This is a genomic window from Rhodobacter aestuarii (assembly GCF_900156655.1).
GTDB lineage: Bacteria > Pseudomonadota > Alphaproteobacteria > Rhodobacterales > Rhodobacteraceae > Rhodobacter > Rhodobacter aestuarii.
In genome coordinates this window covers 161,551-180,454 of sequence record NZ_FTOG01000001.1, presented here as the reverse complement: position 1 = coordinate 180,454, position 18,904 = coordinate 161,551, and the positions used below count along the sequence as shown (strand labels likewise).

The window sequence follows — 18,904 nt, the reverse complement described above, 5'->3', positions numbered from 1 at the left end:
GCCGGCTGGCAAACCGCAGCAACGGGACAGGCCGGGTTTATTGATGAGTAGGGCTCATAGAAGCTAGCCGCTTTCGCGCATTCCCCTCTCCCGGCCAGCGGCCTAGCTCTAGCGCAAAGACGTTACGATCAACAAAGCCACCCAAAGCGGTGGCGCAGGAAGGCCCTCATGTCCCGCCCCGAAATTATTTGTCACATGCTCACCACTTTGGATGGTCGGCTCGAACCCGACCGCTGGCCCTATACGGTCGCGGAGTTGCTGGCCGTCTATGACCCCGTCGCCGCCAAGCTGGAAGCCGAGGGCTGGATCGCCGGGCGCCGCACGATGGAGCATTACCTGCCGCATGGGGAACCGCAGCTGCAAGACGCGCCGCAGCCGCGCGCAGACCACATCGCGGACAGTGCAGGCCGCCGACTTGGGATCGCCTTTGACCGCACCGGGCGGCTGCGCCCCGAAAGCGGCGATCTGGATGGCGAGCATTTGGTGCTGGTGGTCTCAGACCGGGTGAGCCAAGCGCATGTAGATGATCTGGCGGCGCGCGGGGTTTCGGTCATTTCCTCCGGCCCCGATGGCGAGGATATCGCCGGAGCGCTAACGCGGATTGGCACCGCCTTTGGGGTAACGCGGCTGTTGCTTGAAGGCGGAGGCGAGATCAAGGGCGCCTTTTGGGCGGCGGGTATGATTGATGAAACAAGCACGCTCCTTTACCCGATCATCGACGGGCTTGCGGGGGAAGCGGCGATTTATGACCACCGCGCTCCTTTGCCCGCGCAGGCTTTGGAGTTGATCTCAGTCGAAACGCTGACCGATGGCATTGTGTGGCTGCGCCACCGTGTGAAGCAGGGCTAAGCCGATGACCCCTCACGCTGAAGCCCCGCCCGTTTTGCCGCTTGTGATTGTGGCGGCAGCCACCTGTCTTTCGCTCATTGTCTTCACCCAACCCCTCACCACACTCGAGGCGATGACACAGGCGCTTTCTCTTGGCGCGGCCGAACAGGCTTGGGTGATGAGCGCCATGCCCTTGGGCGCGGCCTGTGGGCTGCTGACCGCCGGCGCTTTGGGCGATACGACCGGGCGCCGTCGCACCTTTTTGGGCGGGCTATGGCTCACCGCCATGGCCTCGGTCTTGGCGGCGGTTTCGGTCAATGGGCCGATGCTGATTGCGATGCGCATTTTGCAAGGCTTGGGCAGCGCGGGCATCATGGCCTGCGGGCTGGGTCTTTTGGGGCAGGTCTATCACGGGGCGGCCCGGCAACGCGCTGCCGCGATTTGGGCGGCGGGTCTGGGCGCTGGCGTAGCGCTGGGGCCGATCCTTGCCTCGCTTTTGCTTCGCCTTGGCGGCTGGCCCGCGATGCATTGGCTGCTCGCTTTGGTGTCGGCCAGTTTGGCGCTGGCTGCCGCCGCGCGGCTTCCAGAAAGCGCGCGCACGGGCGCCAAGGTCGATCTGGCGGGGAGCCTTGTTTTGATGCTGGGGCTCGGTGCGCTGCTTTACGCACTGACCGAGGCGCGGCTGGGCGCGACCCCAACGGTTGGGATAATCGCCGCTGCGGGTGTGGTGCTGATGACGATTTTCGTGGTCATCGAACGGCGCGTGCCGAACCCGATCTTGCGGGTCGATCTGTTTGGGCGTGTGGATTTTCTGGGCGCGACGCTCGCCGCCTTTGCGTCAGGCGCGGGCGTGCTGGCGCTGATGTCGCTTGTCCCCACGGTGCTGGTGCGCGGCTTTGGCGAAACGCCCTTTGAAGCGGCCTTGATCTTGCTTGCTTGGTCGGCGGTGACGGTTTTTGCCGCCCTTGGAACGGGCTATTTGCCGAAAGGGCTCACCGCCCGCCAACGCGCGATTGGCGCGATTTTGGGCTGCACCTTGGGCCAGCTTTTGATGCTGCGCGCGGCTCCCGGGGCCAGTTGGGCTGCTGTGCTGCCGGGGCTTTTTGTGGCCGGGGTATCGAACGGGCTTCTGAACACCGCGCTTGGCCATGCGGCGGTGGCCACCGTGCCGCCCGAACGTGCCGCGATGGGCTCTGCCGCCAATAACACCGCGCGTTATTTGGGCTCCGCGCTCGGGATCGCGCTTGTTTCGGTGCTGATCGCGGGGCGCGACGGGGCGGATTTCTTTGCGGGCTGGCATGTGGCGGTTTTGGCCAGCGCCGGGCTGAGCCTTCTGGGCGTGCTCGCGCTCGCGGCCCTACGCGGCAAAGCGCATCCGGTTTCATGAGCCCCATTCATAGCCGCCGTTACGAACGCCACGCTAATCCGTGCGGCCCATTGCCCTAAATCTGTTTCAGACGCGGCGGGCGAAGACCCCACGCCATTGAAAAACAAGAGGATATCATGAGTAAGCTTTGGAGCACGGAGGAACAAGCGCAGATCGCCGCGACAGACTCCTTCCGCATCGCGCCTTACCGCGCGGATGGAAAGACCCCCGGCACGCCGACCTATATTTGGTTCGTGCAAGTGGAAGGGCGGCTCTTCGTGCGCGCCTATTCGGGCGAAAGTTCAAGCTGGTTTCAAGCTGGGCGCGCGCAAGGCGCGGGGCAGATTGTGCTTGATGGCAAGGCGGTCGATGTGACCTTTGCGACGGTTGACCTCGCGCTCACCGATCCGATCGACGCCGCCTATCGCGCGAAATACACCACCAGCCGCTACCTTGCGCCGATGATTTCGGCACGCGCCCAAGCGGCCACATTGGAAGTGCTGCCCCGCGCCTAAGCGGGCCAGAACGCCTCCCCCATTCAAACAGCACCAGCGCGCCCTTTGGCGCGGATGGCTGCGCATATCCAAGAAAGGACAGATCATGCAAAAGATGCTTGAAGGAAAAACCGCCGTCGTCACCGGGGCCAGCCGGGGGATCGGCAATGCCATCGCCACGCTTTTCGCCGAAGAAGGCGCGAATGTCGTGATCACCGCACGCCACGAAAAAGGCGTGAACGAGGCTGTCGCGGCCATCAAGGCCGCAGGCGGTTCGGCGATTGGCCTTGTGGCGGACTCCGCCGACCCAGAGGCCCCGGCCCGCGTTTTCAAAGCCGCAATCGAGACTTTTGGTCAGGTCGACATCATGGTCAATAACGCCGGTGTCGGTGAGATGTATGCGGTGGAAAAAACCACCGATGATCATTTTGAAAAGATCATGGGGATCAACCTCGTCGGCCCGTTCCGCTATTGCCGCGAAGCGGTGAACCACATGATGCCGCGCGGCGAAGGACGGATCATCAACATCTCTTCGGTGAACGGCATTTTGCCGATTTGCGGGGTTGCCTATACCTCGACCAAAGGCGCGATCAACACGATGACGAAGAACATCGCCATTCGCCTCTCGGGCACGAAAATCCGCGTCAATGCGATTGCACCGGGCGTGACCGATACCGATGCCGCGCGCGCTTGGGCCGCGGGCGAGCAAGAGGGCGGCGGCGAGATGCTTGAGTTTTCGGACAAATACACCAACACCACCGTGCCCTCGACCGACCCGCGCGATCAGGCCTATGCCGCGCTTTATCTGGCATCGGAAATGGGCCGCGCGGTCACGGGCCAAGTGATCCAAGTGGATAACGGTCAGTTCCTCTGATCGGGCCACAAGCCAAAGCAAAGGGGCGCAGAGATCACTCTGCGCCCCTTCTTTATGTCTGGGTTCTGGAGGATACGGGGCCAATGGCCCCGCGCCACTTTATGCGCCGGGCGGGAAGTCCGCGCCGAGCGTGACCTCTTTCCACGCCTCGGCGCTTTTGCGCATCTCTTCCACGCGCTCAAGCGCCCGATCATAGGCTTGTTTGCTCAGCAGCAAGCGCAGCGGCGGGTTTTCCGCCGCGGCAACCATCAGCACTGCTTCGGCAAGCTTTTGCGGATCGCCATCTTGGTGGCCCGACGCCGCGCGCAGGCCATCGCGCAGGGCACCCGAGGTCGCCTCGTAATCGTCAATCCGGGTTTGCGATTCAATCACCGAACGGCCCGCCCAATCGGTGCGGAAGCCACCCGGCTCGATGATCGTGACCTTCAAGCCAAGCGGGGCCACCTCTTGCGCCAGCGCTTCCGAAAGCGCCTCGACCGCGAATTTCGTGGCGCAATAATAGCCAAGCGCCGGGTAAGAAATCAGCCCGCCAATCGAAGAGAAGTTGATGATATGGCCTTTGCGGCGCGCCCGCATGCCGGGCAGCACCTTTTGCGTCAGCGCATTGAGCCCAAAGACATTGGTCTCAAACTGACGGCGGATTTCGGCATCTTCGCCTTCTTCGATGGCCGAGAAATAGCCGTAGCCCGCGTTGTTCACGAGCACATCAATGCGCCCAAAGCGCGCCTCGGCCTGTTCCACAGCCGCCGCAATTTGCGCCGCATCGGTCACATCCAAAGACACGGCAAGGGCGTGCTCTTCATGCCCTTCGACCAATTCGGCCAGCGTTTCGGTGCGCCGGGCCGTCATCACCACGGGCCAGCCTTTTGCCAGCACCAATTTAGCGATTTCGCGCCCGAAGCCGGTCGAGCAGCCGGTGATGAACCAAACGGGAGTGTCCGTCATGATATGTCCTTTCCGTTGAGGGGATCGTTAGCCGAGTGCCTTGGCAAGCCGGGTGAGCCCGTCTTCCAAGCGCGCCCGTGGGCAAGCCATATTGAGCCGCAAAAAGCCTTCGCCCGCCGCGCCATAGGCAGTGCCAGCGGTAAGCCGAAGCCGGCCTTTTTCTTGCACCTGCGCGGCCAGCGCATCGGCGCTTTGGCCATAGGCGCGGGCATCGAGCCAAGCGAGATAGGTGGCCTGCGGCGGGGTGTAGTGCAATTTGGGCAGGTGGGTAGCCAGATACTCCGCCACAAAGCGGCTATTCTCGGCCAAATAGTCCACAAGCGCCGCATGCCACGCGGCCCCTTCTGTATAAGCCGCAATGGTCGCAGCAATGCCAAAGGGGTTCACATCGCAAACCTCATGGACATTCAACGCCTTGTCGATATGCCCGCGCAGATCGGGATCGGGCGCGACGATGGTGGCAATTTGCAGCCCGGCCAAGTTGAACGCCTTGCTCGCCGCCAAACAGGTGACGGAATTGGCCGCCACCTCCGGCCCAAGCGCCGCATAACATTGATGGCGATGCCCCGGCATCGTCAAATCGGCGTGGATCTCATCACTGATCACGGTCACGCCGTGACGCGCGCAAATCTCATGCAAGCGGCGCAGTTCCTCAGCACTCCACACCCGGCCGACCGGGTTATGCGGGTTGCACAGCAAAAGTGCGCGGCAATCGGGGTGCGCGGCGCGGCGCTCCAGATCGGCGAAATCCATCTCATAGCGGCCGTCGCGCAGGATCAGCGCGTTTTCCTCGACCCCGCAGCCCATGTTGCGGATCGAAGAAAAGAAGCAGTTATAGACGGGCGGCTGCAAAATGACCCGGTCGCCGGGGCGGGTGAGCGCGCGCAAAATCGCCGTCACCGCAGGCACGACGCCCGAGGTCACGAGCATGTCTTCGCGCGCAAACTGGTGGCCGTGGCGGCGCGCTTGCCAGCCCGCGACCGCGTCATAATAAGCCCCGGGCAGATGCGCATAGCCAAAGACCCCATGCGCAACGCGGGCGTGCAGCGCCTCCACAACGGCAGGCGCAGTGCGGAAATCCATATCCGCCACCCACATCGGCAGCACATCGGCGGGAGTATCATCCCATTTGGCGGCACCAGAGCCACGCCGCTCTACCAGTTCGTCAAAATCGAAGGTCATGGCTTAGTGCGCTGCGGTTTCGATTTTGCACGCACCGGGGTTGCGGCAATTTTCATCCAAGATCACCTCGCCAATACGCGGCGCGCGAATATGGCCCCCCGCCGGGTTCTTGACCGATGTGACGGGCGTGGTGATCTCTGCCTGCAGCGTCGAATATTCAAACGCGAGATCGGCGTTTTCGTCCATCCGGCAGTTTTCCATCACAAGGTCGGTCGCATAGCAAAGCGGCTGCGTGCCCCGGATCGTGCAGTTTACCAGCCGCAGATTTTTCGAATGCCAGCCAAGGAATTCGCCATCGAGCACACAATCGGTGACGGTGACATTTTCCGCCCCCCAGAACGCGTCTTTCGAGGCCAGATGCGAATTGCGCACGGTGACATTGCGCGCATCTTGGAAGGAGTAATTGCCCTGAAGCGTCATCCCCTCCACCTCAAGGTCGATGCCGTTCATCAGCACATAATCGGCCCCATCCAGCACGACGTTGCGCAGCTTTACCTGTTCGCAGTTCCAAAGCGTTTCCGCTGCATCGGGGAAGCGGCAGTTTTCCACCGTCAGGCCCCGCATCCGGCGAAACATCTTCGGCGCTTCCACCGTGCAGCCCCGCATCAGCATGTTTTCGGAATACCAAATCGCGGCGCGGGCACCGGGGCGGAACAGGCTGTGCTCCACCGTCACCCCATCGCAATGCCAAAACGGATATTTGCCCGCAAACTCGCTATTGCGCACCAAAAGGCTCTGCCCATGCTTGAGCGCAGATTCCCCAACGCCAATGCGCAGCCCCTCCAGCACCGTGTCGTGAAGCGCATAAAGCGGGCGCTCCCCTTCAAAATATTGGTCCGTGATCGTGGCGGGAAAGGCGGCTTGCGCGGTCATGGCGTGGCTTTCTGTTCAGATGCGGCGACTATGACCCGAGCGGGCCTGCCCTTTTCAGCAGGGCGCGCCTTTGAAGATGTCTGACAGATAGCGCCCATGCCCCACGACGATTAGAGGGCCGCCAAGACAAGCGTTCATGAAAACCACTCATCAATCGGTGTGAAAAATCAGGGCCAAAGCCGCGCCCGCTCGCGAGGGCGTTCGGGCGCGGCTTAAAACGTGTTACGCGACGCAGGCAAGGAACAGGACGGTTGAAATAGGCGGGGAAGCTGGGCCGTGGAATTTCCACAGCCCTACCCAGCCATATCTGAACCGCGCCTTAGGCCCGCAATCCCAACCCCTCAGAGCAGCGCCTCGATTGTGGTTTCCACCCGGTCGTGGTCCGAAAGCGGTCTACCATTGGCATCGAGGCTTGAGTGGATCAGTGTTTCCCCTAACCGCAGCCCGCGCGAGAAAAACCAATCAAGCTTCATCGCGCGTTCGGGAAAGCGGGTGATCAGGCTCGGGCGTGTTGTCGGCTGAGTTTCCGGACCGCCGTGCACCTCAAACCCGGCGGCGCGGGCCAAATCGAACAGCGTTTCATCGCGCCAATCGCCGCCGATGTGGTTGCCGGTGTTCAAATCGCCCCCCATCAAAACGGGTCGATCGGGGAAATGGGTATCAAGCGCCGCGATGATTGCGGCCACTTGCGCGGCACGATGCGCAGCATCGCATGCGCTTTCAAGATGGGTGGAAACAAATACGATCGGCCCCGCCGTCGTGGCGATTTCAGCCCCAACCGCAATGCGCCCCCCCAAACGCGGTTGGCCCGCATCGCCATACCAATGCCCCTGCCCCGGCAAGCGCAAGACGAAAGCATGGTTCAGCGGTGCGCGCGCCAAAAGCGCGTTGCCATGAAAGCCATGCGTGTTGAACGTGTCGGTGCAAAAGCTGTGCTCAATTTCAGAGCCCAAGCCTAGCTCAAGGAATTCAAGCCCATAGGCGTAGGCCATGCCAAGCGCTTGGCCGATATCGGCTGTGGTGTGGCGCTGCGCGGTGCGGGCCATGCCACAATCCATCTCGGACAAAAGCAGCACATCCGCCCCCGCTAAGGCTTGCGCCGAAGGCTCGGGGAACAGGCAGCGTTCAAGGTTCCACGCCGCGACACGAAGCGGCAGCCCGAGCGGCGCGTTGGGGGCGGTGCCGCCCACCTCCACTTGCGTGAAGGCGGGCACTTGGCGGGCGAGGTCATCATGGGCTGTGCCCGCGCGCGCAGCGGTGACAAACTCTGCCCGGAGCGCCTGCGTGGGGACATCAAGCGCCGAAGTCTTTTCAAAAATCATGCACGCACCTTTGCGCTGCGATGCACCGATTGCGGCAAACGCTTGCCGGTGATCGCATCGAACAAATGCAACGCTTCGGGAGCCACCCCCAGATGCAGTTGCGCGGGCAGTTCCGCCCCCGAGGGCAGGCTCACGCACAGGGGTTGGTCTTCGACAAAGCCATGCACCACACGGCCTGCGCCCAATTCCTCAATCACATCAATGCGGAACGGCAGCCCGCCCGATTGCAAAAGCTGCAAATCCTCGGCCCGAATGCCAAGCGTGACGGCCCGCGCCTCGCCCTCGACCCGGCCCAGATCAACGCCCGCAAGCCGCAGATGCCCGGCCTCAATCCGCGCATCAAGCAGGTTCATCGCTGGCGCGCCAATGAAGGCGGCCACAAAGGTGGAGGCGGGGCGGTGATAGACCTCAAGCGGGCGGCCCACCTGCTCGATCTGCCCGCCATTGAGCACGACCAAACGATCCGCCAAGGTCATCGCCTCGAGCTGGTCATGCGTCACATAAAGCGCGGTGGTGCCGAGCCGCTTTTGCAGCTTAAGGATCTCGCCGCGCATGGTGACGCGCAGTTTCGCATCAAGGTTCGACAGCGGCTCATCGAACAAAAACGCGGCGGGCTGACGCACAATCGCCCGGCCCATCGCCACCCGTTGACGCTGCCCGCCCGAAAGGGCACGAGGCTTGCGGTCAAGGTAAGGGTGCAACTCCAGCATCCGCGCCGCTTCTTCGACCCGCGCGGCGATCTCATCTTTGGGGATGCGGCGGTTCTTGAGCCCCCAAGACATATTCTCCCGCACCGTCATATGCGGGTAGAGCGCGTAGTTTTGAAACACCATCGCAATGTCGCGCTCGGCGGGTTCAAGCCGGTTCACAACACGCCCACCAATGGTCACCGTGCCTGCGGAAATGTCTTCCAGCCCCGCCACCATGCGCAAAAGCGTGGATTTCCCGCAGCCCGAAGGGCCAACCAGCACGATAAACTCGCCATCGGCCACAGAAAGCGACACATCGCTGACCGCTTGCGTGCCACCCGGATAGGTTTTGCCCACATGTTCAAGAAGGATTTCGGCCATCACTTATCGCTTTCCGTCAGGCCCTTGATGAAGAGGCGCTGGAACGCGAGCACGACGCCCAGAGGCGGCAGCATCGCCAGCACCGCAAGGGCGAAGGCTTCGTTGTAATCGGGGATTTGGCTGCCGATCCAGACTTGCAGGATCGTCTTGATGCCGCGCATCAGGGTGAAGAACCGCTCATCCGTCGTCATCAGCATCGGCCAGAGGTATTGGTTCCAGCCATAGACGAACATGATGATGAAGATCGCCGCCATCATCGGGCGGGAAAGCGGCACCAGCACGCCTAGGAAGAACCGCACCGGCCCGGCGCCATCAATCCGCGCGGCTTCCAGCAGCTCATCGGGGACCGATTTAAAGAACTGCCGGAAGTAGAACGTGCCAGTGGCCGAGGCCAAAAGCGGGATGATCAGCCCCCAATAGGTGTTGAGCGCATGAAGCTGGCTCATCACCTGATAGGAGGGCATGATCCGCACTTCGAGCGGCAGCAAAAGCGTGGTGAAGATCATCCAAAAGATCGGTGTGGCGAACCGGAACCGGAAGTAAACCAGCCCGTAAGCCGCCAACATCGACACCACCACCTTACCAAGCGCAAAGCCAAGGCCAAGGATGGTGGAGTTCATCACCATCCGCGCGCCGGTCACGGTGCCGGTAAAGCCGCCTTTTTGCGTCAGCACCTTTTCATAGGTGGCCATCCCCTCTCCGCCGGGGGAGAGGAAAAGCCCGTTCATATGGATTTCGGTTGCAGCATGGGTCGAGGACATGAAGGCCATGACCACGGGCGTCACCAGAAAGGCCGCGCCCAAAAGCAAGATCAGGTGGTCGAAAGGTCTGAAACGTTGCATGGCTTATCCGTAATGAACCCGGCGCTCAATCAGCCGGAATTGCGCCACAGTGAGCGCGGCGACGACCACCATCAAAATGACCGATTGCGCCGAGGAACCGCCGATATCATTGCCTTTGAAGCCATCAAGATAGACTTTGTAGACCAGTGTGATCGGGTTGTTGGCGGGTTTGTCTTTCACCATCACGTCGATGATCCCGAAGGTATCAAAGAGCGCATAGGTGATGTTGATCACCAGCAAGAAAAAGCCGGTGGGGGCCAAAAGCGGCAAGGTCACATCGCGAAACCGCCGCCAGCCCGAGCGCGCATCAATCAACGCGGCTTCGCGCACGCTTGAAGGCACGGCCTGAAGGCCCGACAGGAAGAAGATGAAGTTGTAGGGGATTTGCTTCCACACCGCGACGGTGATCAACGCCACGGCGGTATCACGGTAATCAATCCCCACCCGCATCTCCCAACCAAAAAGCGCGGCGGCTTTGGTGAAAGGGCCGATATGCATGTCAAACATCATCATACCAATCAGCCCCACAACCGGCGGCGCGATGGCATAAACGGAGATGAGCGCGGTTTTATAGGCCCCTGCCCCGCGCATCACCGCATCGGCCTTCACCGCAAGCAAAAGCCCAAGACCGAGCGAGAGCGCCGTGACCGTGGCCGCGAAAAGCGCAGTGAACCCGGCGATATTGCGATATTCGGTTGAGGAGAGCGCCTCGCGGTAATTGTCCAGCCCAACGAAAGCCGCGCCAAAACCAAATGGGTCCTCTAGGTAAAACGAAGAGGTCACCGCCTGCACCGAGGGCCAGTAAAAGAAGATCGCCACAATCAAAAGCTGCGGCGCCACAAACAGCCAAGGCGCCAGCGGGCGGTCAAACTGCGCGACTTTGGCGGGATGCGCGGAGGGGCGCGTCCACCACTGGCGCAGCCGCAAAAACGGAGAAGGGACAACAGGCGAAGCGGTCATCGGCGTCTTTCAATGGGGAAAGCTCCGGAGGTGTCCCTCCGGAGCCAAAGTCAGTTGAATGGGGCTCAGTTCGCGGTTTTGGCGAATTTCGCCAAGAGCGCATTCGCTTCCACTTGGATCGTGTCGAGCGCGTCTTTCGGGCTTACTTCGCCCGAGAAGATGCGGTTGAATTCACGCTCTTCGATGGAACGGATTTGCGGGAAGAAGCCCAGACGATAGCCCTTGGTCCATTCGCCACCCGGCAACATCAGCTGTTGGATGCCGACTTCAGCGACCGGCTTTTCGTCATACCAGCCCTCGGCTTTCGCCATTTCGTAAGCGGCCGTGGTGATCGGCACATAGCCGGTGTTTTCATGCCAGTAGACTTGGATTTCCGGCGAGGTCAGGAAGCTGAAAAACTCCGCCGTGCAGGCATTTTCTTCCGCGGGTTTGCCCGCCATCGCGAAAAGCGCCGCGCCCCCGATGAAGGATTGAGTGCCTTCGCCAAGCGAGGCCCAATAGGGCAGGAACTCTGCCGAGAACGGCATGGTGGCGGTTTTTTGCAGGCCACCGAAGCTGCCCGACGAGCCGATCCAGAACGCCACTTTGCCCTCTTCGAACGGTTTTTGGTTGTCAGCCCAACCCGCGCCATAGAAGCCAAAGAGATCCGCATCAGCCCATTCTTTGAGCTTGTCGAACATCATCACGGTGTTGTCGTCATTGACGATGATCTCGGTGCCTTCGATCCCGTCATAGCCGTTGTTATTGGTCGCGAATTGCTGGTTATTGCGGGACTTGAAGTTCTCCATGAACATCCAGGTCAACTGCGAAGCGGTCAGCGGAATATAGCCCGCTTCTTTCAGCTTCGGCGCAACCGCTTCAAACTCTTCCCAAGTGGTCGGCGCTTCAACGCCCGCAGCTTCCAGCGCCTCGGTGTTGATATACATGATCGGCGCCGACGAGTTGAACGGCATGCCGACGAATTTGCCATCGGCATCGGCGTAGAAGTTGCGCACGCCCGCAATGAAGTCTTCGCGGTTGAAGGGTTTGCCCGCTTGCACGATCAGATCTTCAGCGGCAATCGTCGCGCCTTTGGCAGCCATGATCGTGGCGGCACCCGCGTCGAACACTTGCAAGATGTTGGGCTGTTCGCCCGAACGGAACGCGGCGATGCCCGAGGCCAGCGCCTCTTCATAGGTGCCTTTCGAAAGCGGCGTCAGATGACAAGCCTGCTGCGCCTCGTTGAATTTCATCGAGATTTCGTTGATCACTTCGCCATTTCGGCCCCCCATGCCGTGCCACCAGCTGATTTCGGTTTGGGCCAGCGCCGAGGTGGTGGTCAAGGCGGCAACAAGCGTTGCGAGGGAAACGGTTTTGAGCATGGGTCTCTCCGAGGTTCAGTTCGCGCGGACCCTGCCCCGAGGCAGTGACAGAATGTTAACCTTTGCGTAACGGTTCGATGAAATCCACCCAAGTGCAACGGCGGCGACAGATCTGCTGCGGGTCTATCCCGCTGTATCGGCACCGGTTTTGACCGCTCAAGATCGCCAATCGCGCCGAGGCTGGGCTGGCGGTTTGGATCACGTTGCCATCAGGTCACGAAAGCTGAACCGTCGCCCAAGCGAGCACGAGATAGCGGCCGCCTTTTGCCAAAGTCACCACGGCCAAAAACCGCCACATCGGCTCGCGCAACAGCCCCGCTGCAAAGGTGAGCGGGTCGCCGACAATGGGCAACCAAGCCCCCCAAAGGCTCCAATGCCCCCAACGCGCATAGGCATTGCGCGCACGTTCTAAAGCTTTGGGCGAAACCGGAAACCAGCGCGCGCCAGCGTGATGGCCCAAAAAGCGGCCGAGCCCCCAATTGATCAGCGCGCCCAGCACATTCCCCGCTGTCGCCACCACCAGCAGCCCCCAAAGCGGATGCGCCCCCGCAAGGATCAGCCCAACCAGCACCGTTTCCGATTGCGCGGGCACTAAGGTCGCGGCCAAAAGCGCGGCGAAAAACAATCCGATCAGTGCAAGCATTTAGGGTCCTGTGGTGATTGTGACCGCGTTCACCACAGGCAGGCTGCCAAAGGCAATTGGATCAAGCTGCGCGGCTTATACCCCGATACAGGCCGCTTTGTGCGAACCAATATCCTCGGTTTGCTTTGGTCGGGGAAAGATCGCCAATTTCGGAGGGCGCAGCGGCACCAATCGTCCCGCTTCCAGCCGTAATACTCGGTCGGCAAGGCGCGCCGCCTCAGCCGGATCGTGGCTTGTCATCAGCGTGGTGGCGCCAAAATGGGCATGCAAGGTGCGCAGATCATCTTGCAGCCGTGCCCGCGTCTCGGGATCCAGCGCCGAAAGCGGCTCATCCAGCAACAGCAGTTTCGGTCGCCTAGCAAGCGCGCGGACCAAGGCGAGCCGTTGCTTTTGCCCGCCTGAAAGCTGCGCAGGCCGTGCCTTCGCAAGCCCCAAAAGCCCTGCGAGCGCCAGCATTTCATCCACCCGCTCTGCGCGCTCCGCCCGGGCCATACCGGGCAGCGCATAGGCTATTTGCCGCGCCGCGCTCATGTTCGGGAAAAGTGCGTAATCTTGAAACACGAAACCCAAGGACCGATCTCGCACCGGGCGCATCACCCCCGCTTTCGTGTCGCACCATGTCTCGCCGCCCATCGTGACATGGCCGCTTTCGGGCCGCATCAACCCGGCGATTAATCGCATCAATGTGGTCTTTCCCGCCCCCGACGGCCCGGTCAGCACCACGAATTCCCCCGGTGCAATGCGCAGATCCACATCGAGTAAAAACCGCCCCTGGGAGCCAGAAAGCCCCTGTCGCAGGGTGGCGTGAAGGGGGCGCGGACTTGGCACGAAGTTTGGCATGGGCAGGCTCCGTTTCGCTGTATAGCCTGACTACATAGCGAAACACTCCCCGAGTCCACCCCCACGTTCTGACAGGAGAAATCCATGCGCAAGAAGCTTGCCATCTTCGCCCTTTTGACGGTCTGTGCCACCTCTGCTTGGGCCGAAGGGCTTACTGTGGCCTCTGGCGCGGGCTACCGCCGCCCGATGGCGCAGGTCTTTGCCGCCTACGAAGCTCAAGGCGGCGAAAGCATCGGCCAAGTCTATGGAAATATGGGCCAAGTGCTTGGGCAGGCGCGTGAAAGCGGGCAAATCGCGATGGTCTGCGGCGACCGCAAGGTCTTGGCGAAGGCCGAGGGGCTCACGTTCACCCGGTTCGTGCCGCTTGGCGCGGGCAAGCTGGTGGTGGCCTATGCCAAAGGGCAAAGCCTGCGCGCGGCGGAAGACATTGCGCAAGCAAGCGTCACCCGGATCGGCATTCCCGATGCCAAGGCGGCGATTTATGGCAAAGCGGGGCGCGAATATCTGGCCGCTTCCGGCTTGGGCGATCAGGTGGGCGCGAAGCTGATCTCGGTCCAGACGGTGCCGCAGGTGACCGCCTATCTCACCACCGGCGAGGTCGAGGCTGGATTTCTCAATATCACCGATGCGATTGGCGCGGGCGCGGCCATCGGCGGCTATGTGCCTGTAGACCCAGCGCTTTATAGCCCGATTGAAATTGCCTGCGGGCTCTTGAGCGATGAAGCCGCAGGGTTTGCCGCCTTCCTCGAAACCCCAACGGCCAAGGCGATCATGGCCGCGAACGGGCTGTGATATGGCCGGGTTCGCCGAGGTTTTGGGCGATCCGGCGCTGGCCTTTCCCTTGGGGCTCAGCCTGCGGATCATGCTCGGCACGCTTTTGGTGCATGCAAGCCTTGGCGTAGCCCTTGGCTGGGCGCTTGCGCGGCGCGGTTGGTGGGGGCGTGGGGCGCTTGATGTGCTGGTGACCTTGCCGATGGTCTTCCCCCCCATCGTCTTGGGGTTTGGGCTTTTGTTGCTCTTGGGGCGGCGCGGCTTTGGCACGTGGATCGAGGCGCATCTGGGCCAAGGCTTTGTCTTCACCGAAGCGGGCGTCTTGCTTGCCTCGGTGATCGTCGGGCTACCGATGATCGTAAAACCGGTGCAAGCCGCGATCGCAGCGCTGCCCACCAACCTTGCTGAGGCCGCGCGCACTTTGGGCCATGGCGAGGCCTCGATTTTCGTTTGCGTGATCTTGCCCAATATTGCGGGGGCGGTGGCGGCGGGGCTGCTGATGGCGACCGCACGCGCGCTTGGCGAAGTCGGCGTCACGCTGATGCTCGGCGGCAATATTCTTGGCCGCACCAACACCGTTTCACTTGAAATCTATAACGCCGTCACGGTGGGCGATTTCCACCGGGCCTTGGTCCTGTCTGCCGCTTTGGGCCTTGTCTCTGTTGCGGTGCTTTTGGTGCTGCGCCGGAAGCCAGCCCCGCTTGTTTGAGGATTTGCCATGAACGAACGACCGCTGACCGCCTCGCTCAGTTTGCATCGCCCCGGAGAGGCCCGGATCGGGCAAGACCGGATCCGCCTTCTGGCCGCGATTGAGCGCTTGGGCACCATCGCCGGGGCCGCGCGCGAACTGGGCCTGTCTTACAAAACGGCTTGGGATGCGGTGGGCACGCTCAATAACCTGTTTGACCGGCCCTTGGTCGAAGCTGCGCCGGGAGGCCGAACGGGCGGCAATGCACGGGTGACGGAGGCTGGACGGGCCTTGATTGCGGGTTTTGAGCAGCTGGAAACCACATTGGCGCAGGCGCTGACAACGCTGGAGGGCGGGGTCTGCACCGCCCCCGAGCAGGTCTTGGAGAAACTCTGGAGCATGACAATGCACACCTCCACCCGAAACACCTTCCGCTGCACGGTCACACGGGTGACGATGGGGCCCGTCAACGCCGAGGTGGAATTGGCGCTCACCGACGGGCATCACCTGACCGCCGTCATCACCGAACGCTCAGCGGCAGAGATGCGGCTTGCACCCGGCGTTACGGTGTTTGCTTTGATCAAGGCAAGTTTCGTGATGCTGACGGCGGGGGGCGACCCGGGGCGCGTCTCTGCAAGCAACCGGCTCACGGGGCTTGTGGCGGCCCGCACCGATGGCCCGGTGAACAGTGAGATCGTGATCGACCTTGGCGCCTGCAAATCCATCACCGCTGTCATCACCCACTCCAGCGCCGAGGCTTTGGGGCTTGCGCCGGGCGTTCCCGCCACGGCGCTGTTCAAGGCGAGCCATGTGATCTTGGCCCGACCCTAAGATTAGGCGATACCGATGATCACATCGCTCGATTTGATCACCGCGCAGGCTTTTTCACCGACCTTCAGCCCCAGATCGGCTGCGGCTTCATTGGTGATTGAAGCGGTGATCGTCGCGCCGCCGATGTCGAGTTTGACATGCGTCGTTACCTGACCCACCTCGACCGCGGTGATCGTGCCATCAAGGATATTGCGTGCGCTGAGTTTCATCGAAAAAACCTTTCTTACTTCATCAAATCATCAGAGGCGCAATCGCCCCATATCCGTTTTCCGCCCACGGCAAACCTTTGACAATATAGGATGGATTTACATAACGCCGGGTAGTCTCCGGGAGCATGTAAGGCGACGGCCTAGGGGATTGGATGGCGCAAATTCGAAGATAGCCGTAGCCCGCTTTCCCGAACTGGCCATGATGCTACGCGGCACATTGACCTCCCGATCGCGTTTTTTTTGCGCGCACACCGAGTTTCTCTGGATTTCGCTTCTGCGTGATAAGGGCCACAAAAGGGCCACTGCCCCCCTCCGCCAAGCCCAATGTCTTAGCGCGTTCTCTTCACAAAGTCGCATGCGGCCCCAGCGCATGAACGGCTTCCGCTACGCTGTCGAAGACACGGTCCTTGCCCAGCACCTCCAGCACACCGCCTTGGGCAAGTTGCGCATAGGCGCGGTCGGACTCCACCCTTGCCAAAGCCACCGCCGTGCCATTGCGATGGCATTCCTCGATCAACGCGATCAAGGCCCCTGCCCCGGTCAAATCGAGCGACAAAAGGCCCGCACATTCCAAAACCAACCGCGACGGCGGCTTTGGCTTGCAGGCAAGGAAGGCGCGAATTTCCGCGACGATCCCCTCTGCGGTCACGAAATTCATCGGCGCGGTGATGCCAAGCACCAGCAGATCGGGCACACGACCGGCGGCATCGGCCTCGGGACGGTGCCACCAAATTGTCGTGCCCGGAACCTGCGACAGGCGCACGACCTGCGTTGCGAAAAGTGGCAGTGTCGCGTGCAAGAAAGAAAGCAAAATCGCAAGTGGCAGCCCGCTTTGCAAAGGCAGCACCGTCACCAGCGCCGTGGTCGTGAGAGCAATACCGGCCTCGATCCGGCTGTGGCGCAAAAGCGTAACAAAGCTACGCAGCGGAAAGATGTGGAGTGCAACAAAGACCAAAATCCCGGCAAGCGCGGCGGCGGGCACCCGTTGCAAGAGATCCGGGGCCAAAACCATGACCGCAAGCGCGACCAGCGCGGCAATGACCCCCGCAAACTGGCTCGTCGCACCGGCGTCGCGCAAGATGGCAGTGCGTGGCGGGCTGGCATTCACCGCAAAGCCACCAATCGCGGCGGCAGCCAAATTCGACAGGCCGAGCGCGCCAAGCGCATTGCGGCGGTCTTTGGGCTGATCCGCGCGTCCCTCGCGCAGCACCGCCGTGGTCTGGAAAAGACACAGGAAGGCGATCACCAGTGCCACCGGCAGCAAAGAAAGGATCGCATCGGGCGAGACCGTGAGCGGCGTCAGCCCCCAACTGCCGCCAAAGGTTTCCACACGTGGCCAGAGTGTTGCGTCTGGATCTGCAAAGGCGGCAATCGCCACAGCGGCCGCCAGGGCAACAAGCGCTGCGGGGAAGCGCGCGCTCCACGCCCGGCCAAGAACGCACAGCCCCGTGACGAGCATCGTCAACGCGAGTGGTTCAAAGCGGATTGCATCGCTGGCCTGCCATAGTGCTTCAAGCGTCGCAACGGGGCTTCGCGCAGGGATCTCTATCCCAAGCGCGATGGGCAGACGGCCCACAAGAATATGCAGCGCAATCCCCGCCATCATTCCCGTCGCGACAGGCATGGACAAAAGGCGGGCAATCCCCTCAAGACGCAAAAGAGCAACGATGCACAAGATCACCCCGACCAGCGCCGCGATCAACGGCGCCGCCCCCGGCACGGTCGCCGCAATCAGCGCAGAGGCGATGATCGGCGAAATGCTCGAATCCGCACCGACCGAGAGAACTTTGTCCCGCGAGACCAGAACCATCACCAGCGATGCGACCGCGAAGACTGCGATCCCCTGCGCCGCGGGCAAGCCCGCCAGACGCGCAGTTGCCAATTGTTCGGGCAGAGCAAGCGCAGCCAAGGTCAGCGCGGCGATCAGATCATGGCGCAGGCTTGCCCCGCGCAGCGATGCAAAGAGCCTCATGCTCATGTCTTGATCCTAAGAACGCACCGTTTCACACCAGTTTTGGCGCTGTTTTTGGTCCGCAAATATAGCGTTTGGCGATCAAAGACTTGTTTTCTATCGGTTTTCATTTTGCGCGCCGCTGGTTGCTGCCCCTGTTTTGACAATAGGGCACAAAGCGCCCGCGTGAAGCGGAAACACGGCGCGCAGGGCAAACTGACACCGAAGAGAATTGGCCCCAAAGGGTGCCCGCTCGATAGGCAGAAACGCCCATTTACAAAGGCCCCAATCGGCAAAACTTGACGCAAATAAACGGAAAGCCTACGCATAAGCCTTGGGGGATGGGGTTGCACCGCAAATTATGGGCAAAGCGTGACGCCTTGGCATCCAGCCCAAACACGATTGGCGCAAAGGAATATCTAGATGGCACTCATGACTGGTTCCCATGTTAAAGCGCTGCTGCTTGCGGCGCCGTTTGTCTTTGTTGCTTCGATCGCCTCTGCCGGGGGGAGTATCCCGACGACGGTCACGACCACCAATAATGACCCCTCGCTGTTTTTGGGGATGTCTTGGACTTTTGGCAGCGGCGGCGCTCCGGGCACGCCGGGCATTACCCTGAAAGCGCTCTCGACCAACAAGCGTGATAGCGGCGCGTTGACGGGCGGTGTGACCTACAACTTCGATGGCACGTTCGGCTGTGACATTGGGGTGGCCTATAACACCTCTGGCGCGACGATCACCTCGAGCTATGACATCTGCAAGCGCGGCTTCCAGATGGGTCTTGGCGCCACCAAATCGCCGACCACGACCACGACAACAAGCTACATGAACACGGATCAGAACCGTTAAAAACC

The 18,904-nt window shown here is 61.4% G+C and carries 20 protein-coding genes; 8 read left to right on the top strand and 12 right to left on the bottom strand.

Going from position 1 to position 18,904, the window contains the following annotated elements; genetic code table 11:
- The first annotated feature begins 168 nt into the window (after positions 1–168).
- The 4 genes from BW967_RS00760 (at position 169) to BW967_RS00745 (ending at position 3,562) form a co-directional block, all read left to right on the top strand.
- On the top strand, positions 169–849 hold the full coding sequence (locus BW967_RS00760; RefSeq protein WP_076483132.1) for a dihydrofolate reductase family protein: 681 nt from the start codon (positions 169–171) through the stop codon (positions 847–849).
- A 4-nt stretch (positions 850–853) separates the two neighbouring features.
- Positions 854–2,215, top strand: coding sequence for an MFS transporter (locus BW967_RS00755; protein ID WP_076483131.1), 1,362 nt, complete (start codon positions 854–856; stop codon positions 2,213–2,215).
- 116 nt (positions 2,216–2,331) lie between these two features.
- Entirely contained in the window at positions 2,332–2,709 is a 378-nt protein-coding gene (locus BW967_RS00750; RefSeq protein ID WP_076483130.1) for a DUF2255 family protein, read from the top strand.
- 85 nt (positions 2,710–2,794) lie between these two features.
- The gene (locus BW967_RS00745) at positions 2,795–3,562 is read left to right on the top strand and encodes an SDR family NAD(P)-dependent oxidoreductase (RefSeq protein ID WP_076483129.1); all 768 of its coding nucleotides are present in this window, start codon (positions 2,795–2,797) and stop codon (positions 3,560–3,562) included.
- Between the two features lie 99 nt (positions 3,563–3,661).
- On the opposite strand, the gene BW967_RS00740 is transcribed toward BW967_RS00745, so the two are convergent.
- The 10 genes from BW967_RS00740 to BW967_RS00695 all read right to left on the bottom strand — a co-directional run bounded on the left by BW967_RS00740 (position 3,662) and on the right by BW967_RS00695 (position 13,600).
- Positions 3,662–4,507 carry an oxidoreductase gene (locus BW967_RS00740; RefSeq protein WP_076483128.1) on the bottom strand — a complete coding sequence of 282 codons (846 nt, stop codon included), beginning with the start codon at positions 4,505–4,507 and terminating at the stop codon, positions 3,662–3,664.
- A 27-nt stretch (positions 4,508–4,534) separates the two neighbouring features.
- Positions 4,535–5,689: a MalY/PatB family protein gene (locus tag BW967_RS00735; RefSeq protein WP_076483127.1), complete on the bottom strand. Its 1,155-nt coding sequence runs from the start codon at positions 5,687–5,689 to the stop codon at positions 4,535–4,537.
- 3 nt (positions 5,690–5,692) lie between these two features.
- Complete coding sequence (locus BW967_RS00730) at positions 5,693–6,562, bottom strand: DUF3737 family protein (protein WP_076483126.1); 870 nt, start codon at positions 6,560–6,562, stop codon at positions 5,693–5,695.
- 341 nt (positions 6,563–6,903) lie between these two features.
- Complete coding sequence (locus tag BW967_RS00725; protein WP_076483125.1) at positions 6,904–7,884, bottom strand: endonuclease/exonuclease/phosphatase family protein; 981 nt, start codon at positions 7,882–7,884, stop codon at positions 6,904–6,906.
- The gene (locus BW967_RS00720) at positions 7,881–8,954 is read right to left on the bottom strand and encodes a sn-glycerol-3-phosphate import ATP-binding protein UgpC (protein WP_076483124.1); all 1,074 of its coding nucleotides are present in this window, start codon (positions 8,952–8,954) and stop codon (positions 7,881–7,883) included. Before BW967_RS00720 ends, BW967_RS00725 begins: the two co-directional genes overlap by 4 nt.
- Entirely contained in the window at positions 8,954–9,796 is an 843-nt protein-coding gene (locus BW967_RS00715) for an ABC transporter permease subunit (protein WP_076483123.1), read from the bottom strand. The genes BW967_RS00720 and BW967_RS00715 overlap by 1 nt, the downstream gene beginning before the upstream one ends.
- Before the next feature lie 3 nt (positions 9,797–9,799).
- Complete coding sequence (locus tag BW967_RS00710; RefSeq protein ID WP_083951836.1) at positions 9,800–10,756, bottom strand: carbohydrate ABC transporter permease; 957 nt, start codon at positions 10,754–10,756, stop codon at positions 9,800–9,802.
- Positions 10,757–10,821: 65 nt separating this feature from the next.
- The gene (locus BW967_RS00705; protein ID WP_076483122.1) at positions 10,822–12,117 is read right to left on the bottom strand and encodes an extracellular solute-binding protein; all 1,296 of its coding nucleotides are present in this window, start codon (positions 12,115–12,117) and stop codon (positions 10,822–10,824) included.
- A 214-nt stretch (positions 12,118–12,331) separates the two neighbouring features.
- Positions 12,332–12,760 carry a YqaA family protein gene (locus BW967_RS00700; RefSeq protein WP_076483121.1) on the bottom strand — a complete coding sequence of 143 codons (429 nt, stop codon included), beginning with the start codon at positions 12,758–12,760 and terminating at the stop codon, positions 12,332–12,334.
- Between the two features lie 75 nt (positions 12,761–12,835).
- On the bottom strand, positions 12,836–13,600 hold the full coding sequence (locus BW967_RS00695; protein WP_076483120.1) for an ABC transporter ATP-binding protein: 765 nt from the start codon (positions 13,598–13,600) through the stop codon (positions 12,836–12,838).
- An 84-nt stretch (positions 13,601–13,684) separates the two neighbouring features.
- On the opposite strand from BW967_RS00695, the gene modA reads away from it, so the two are divergent.
- Genes modA through BW967_RS00680 form a run of 3 tightly spaced genes read left to right on the top strand, consistent with a single transcriptional unit; the run spans position 13,685 to position 15,890 of the window.
- Positions 13,685–14,392: a molybdate ABC transporter substrate-binding protein gene (gene modA / locus BW967_RS00690; protein ID WP_076483119.1), complete on the top strand. Its 708-nt coding sequence runs from the start codon at positions 13,685–13,687 to the stop codon at positions 14,390–14,392.
- A gap of 1 nt (position 14,393) precedes the next feature.
- Entirely contained in the window at positions 14,394–15,080 is a 687-nt protein-coding gene (locus BW967_RS00685) for a molybdate ABC transporter permease subunit (RefSeq protein WP_076483118.1), read from the top strand.
- Positions 15,081–15,089: 9 nt separating this feature from the next.
- Positions 15,090–15,890 (top strand): TOBE domain-containing protein, encoded by an 801-nt coding sequence (locus tag BW967_RS00680; protein ID WP_076483117.1) that lies wholly within the window; start codon positions 15,090–15,092, stop codon positions 15,888–15,890.
- 2 nt (positions 15,891–15,892) lie between these two features.
- Here the strand turns inward: BW967_RS00680 and BW967_RS00675 are convergent, their stop codons facing one another.
- A complete protein-coding gene (locus tag BW967_RS00675) occupies positions 15,893–16,099 on the bottom strand; it encodes a TOBE domain-containing protein (RefSeq protein ID WP_076483116.1) in 207 nt (68 codons plus the stop codon).
- A gap of 343 nt (positions 16,100–16,442) precedes the next feature.
- Entirely contained in the window at positions 16,443–18,077 is a 1,635-nt protein-coding gene (locus tag BW967_RS00670; RefSeq protein WP_076483115.1) for a SulP family inorganic anion transporter, read from the bottom strand.
- A 405-nt stretch (positions 18,078–18,482) separates the two neighbouring features.
- Between BW967_RS00670 and BW967_RS00665 the strand changes: the two genes are divergently transcribed.
- Positions 18,483–18,899 (top strand): hypothetical protein, encoded by a 417-nt coding sequence (locus tag BW967_RS00665; RefSeq protein ID WP_139327774.1) that lies wholly within the window; start codon positions 18,483–18,485, stop codon positions 18,897–18,899.
- Positions 18,900–18,904: the final 5 nt, after the last annotated feature.

Excerpts from the sequence above, each read along its gene's own strand:
- BW967_RS00760 (WP_076483132.1), top strand. The coding sequence starts at position 169 with ATGTCCCGCCCCGAAATTATTTGTCACATGCTCACCACTTTGGATGGT.
- BW967_RS00755 (WP_076483131.1), top strand. The coding sequence starts at position 854 with ATGACCCCTCACGCTGAAGCCCCGCCCGTTTTGCCGCTTGTGATTGTG.
- BW967_RS00750 (WP_076483130.1), top strand. The coding sequence starts at position 2,332 with ATGAGTAAGCTTTGGAGCACGGAGGAACAAGCGCAGATCGCCGCGACA.
- BW967_RS00745 (WP_076483129.1), top strand. The coding sequence starts at position 2,795 with ATGCAAAAGATGCTTGAAGGAAAAACCGCCGTCGTCACCGGGGCCAGC.
- BW967_RS00740 (WP_076483128.1), bottom strand. The coding sequence starts at position 4,507 with ATGACGGACACTCCCGTTTGGTTCATCACCGGCTGCTCGACCGGCTTC.
- BW967_RS00735 (WP_076483127.1), bottom strand. The coding sequence starts at position 5,689 with ATGACCTTCGATTTTGACGAACTGGTAGAGCGGCGTGGCTCTGGTGCC.
- BW967_RS00730 (WP_076483126.1), bottom strand. The coding sequence starts at position 6,562 with ATGACCGCGCAAGCCGCCTTTCCCGCCACGATCACGGACCAATATTTT.
- BW967_RS00725 (WP_076483125.1), bottom strand. The coding sequence starts at position 7,884 with ATGATTTTTGAAAAGACTTCGGCGCTTGATGTCCCCACGCAGGCGCTC.
- BW967_RS00720 (WP_076483124.1), bottom strand. The coding sequence starts at position 8,954 with ATGGCCGAAATCCTTCTTGAACATGTGGGCAAAACCTATCCGGGTGGC.
- BW967_RS00715 (WP_076483123.1), bottom strand. The coding sequence starts at position 9,796 with ATGCAACGTTTCAGACCTTTCGACCACCTGATCTTGCTTTTGGGCGCG.
- BW967_RS00710 (WP_083951836.1), bottom strand. The coding sequence starts at position 10,756 with ATGACCGCTTCGCCTGTTGTCCCTTCTCCGTTTTTGCGGCTGCGCCAG.
- BW967_RS00705 (WP_076483122.1), bottom strand. The coding sequence starts at position 12,117 with ATGCTCAAAACCGTTTCCCTCGCAACGCTTGTTGCCGCCTTGACCACC.
- BW967_RS00700 (WP_076483121.1), bottom strand. The coding sequence starts at position 12,760 with ATGCTTGCACTGATCGGATTGTTTTTCGCCGCGCTTTTGGCCGCGACC.
- BW967_RS00695 (WP_076483120.1), bottom strand. The coding sequence starts at position 13,600 with ATGCCAAACTTCGTGCCAAGTCCGCGCCCCCTTCACGCCACCCTGCGA.
- modA (WP_076483119.1), top strand. The coding sequence starts at position 13,685 with ATGCGCAAGAAGCTTGCCATCTTCGCCCTTTTGACGGTCTGTGCCACC.
- BW967_RS00685 (WP_076483118.1), top strand. The coding sequence starts at position 14,394 with ATGGCCGGGTTCGCCGAGGTTTTGGGCGATCCGGCGCTGGCCTTTCCC.
- BW967_RS00680 (WP_076483117.1), top strand. The coding sequence starts at position 15,090 with ATGAACGAACGACCGCTGACCGCCTCGCTCAGTTTGCATCGCCCCGGA.
- BW967_RS00675 (WP_076483116.1), bottom strand. The coding sequence starts at position 16,099 with ATGAAACTCAGCGCACGCAATATCCTTGATGGCACGATCACCGCGGTC.
- BW967_RS00670 (WP_076483115.1), bottom strand. The coding sequence starts at position 18,077 with ATGAGCATGAGGCTCTTTGCATCGCTGCGCGGGGCAAGCCTGCGCCAT.
- BW967_RS00665 (WP_139327774.1), top strand. The coding sequence starts at position 18,483 with ATGACTGGTTCCCATGTTAAAGCGCTGCTGCTTGCGGCGCCGTTTGTC.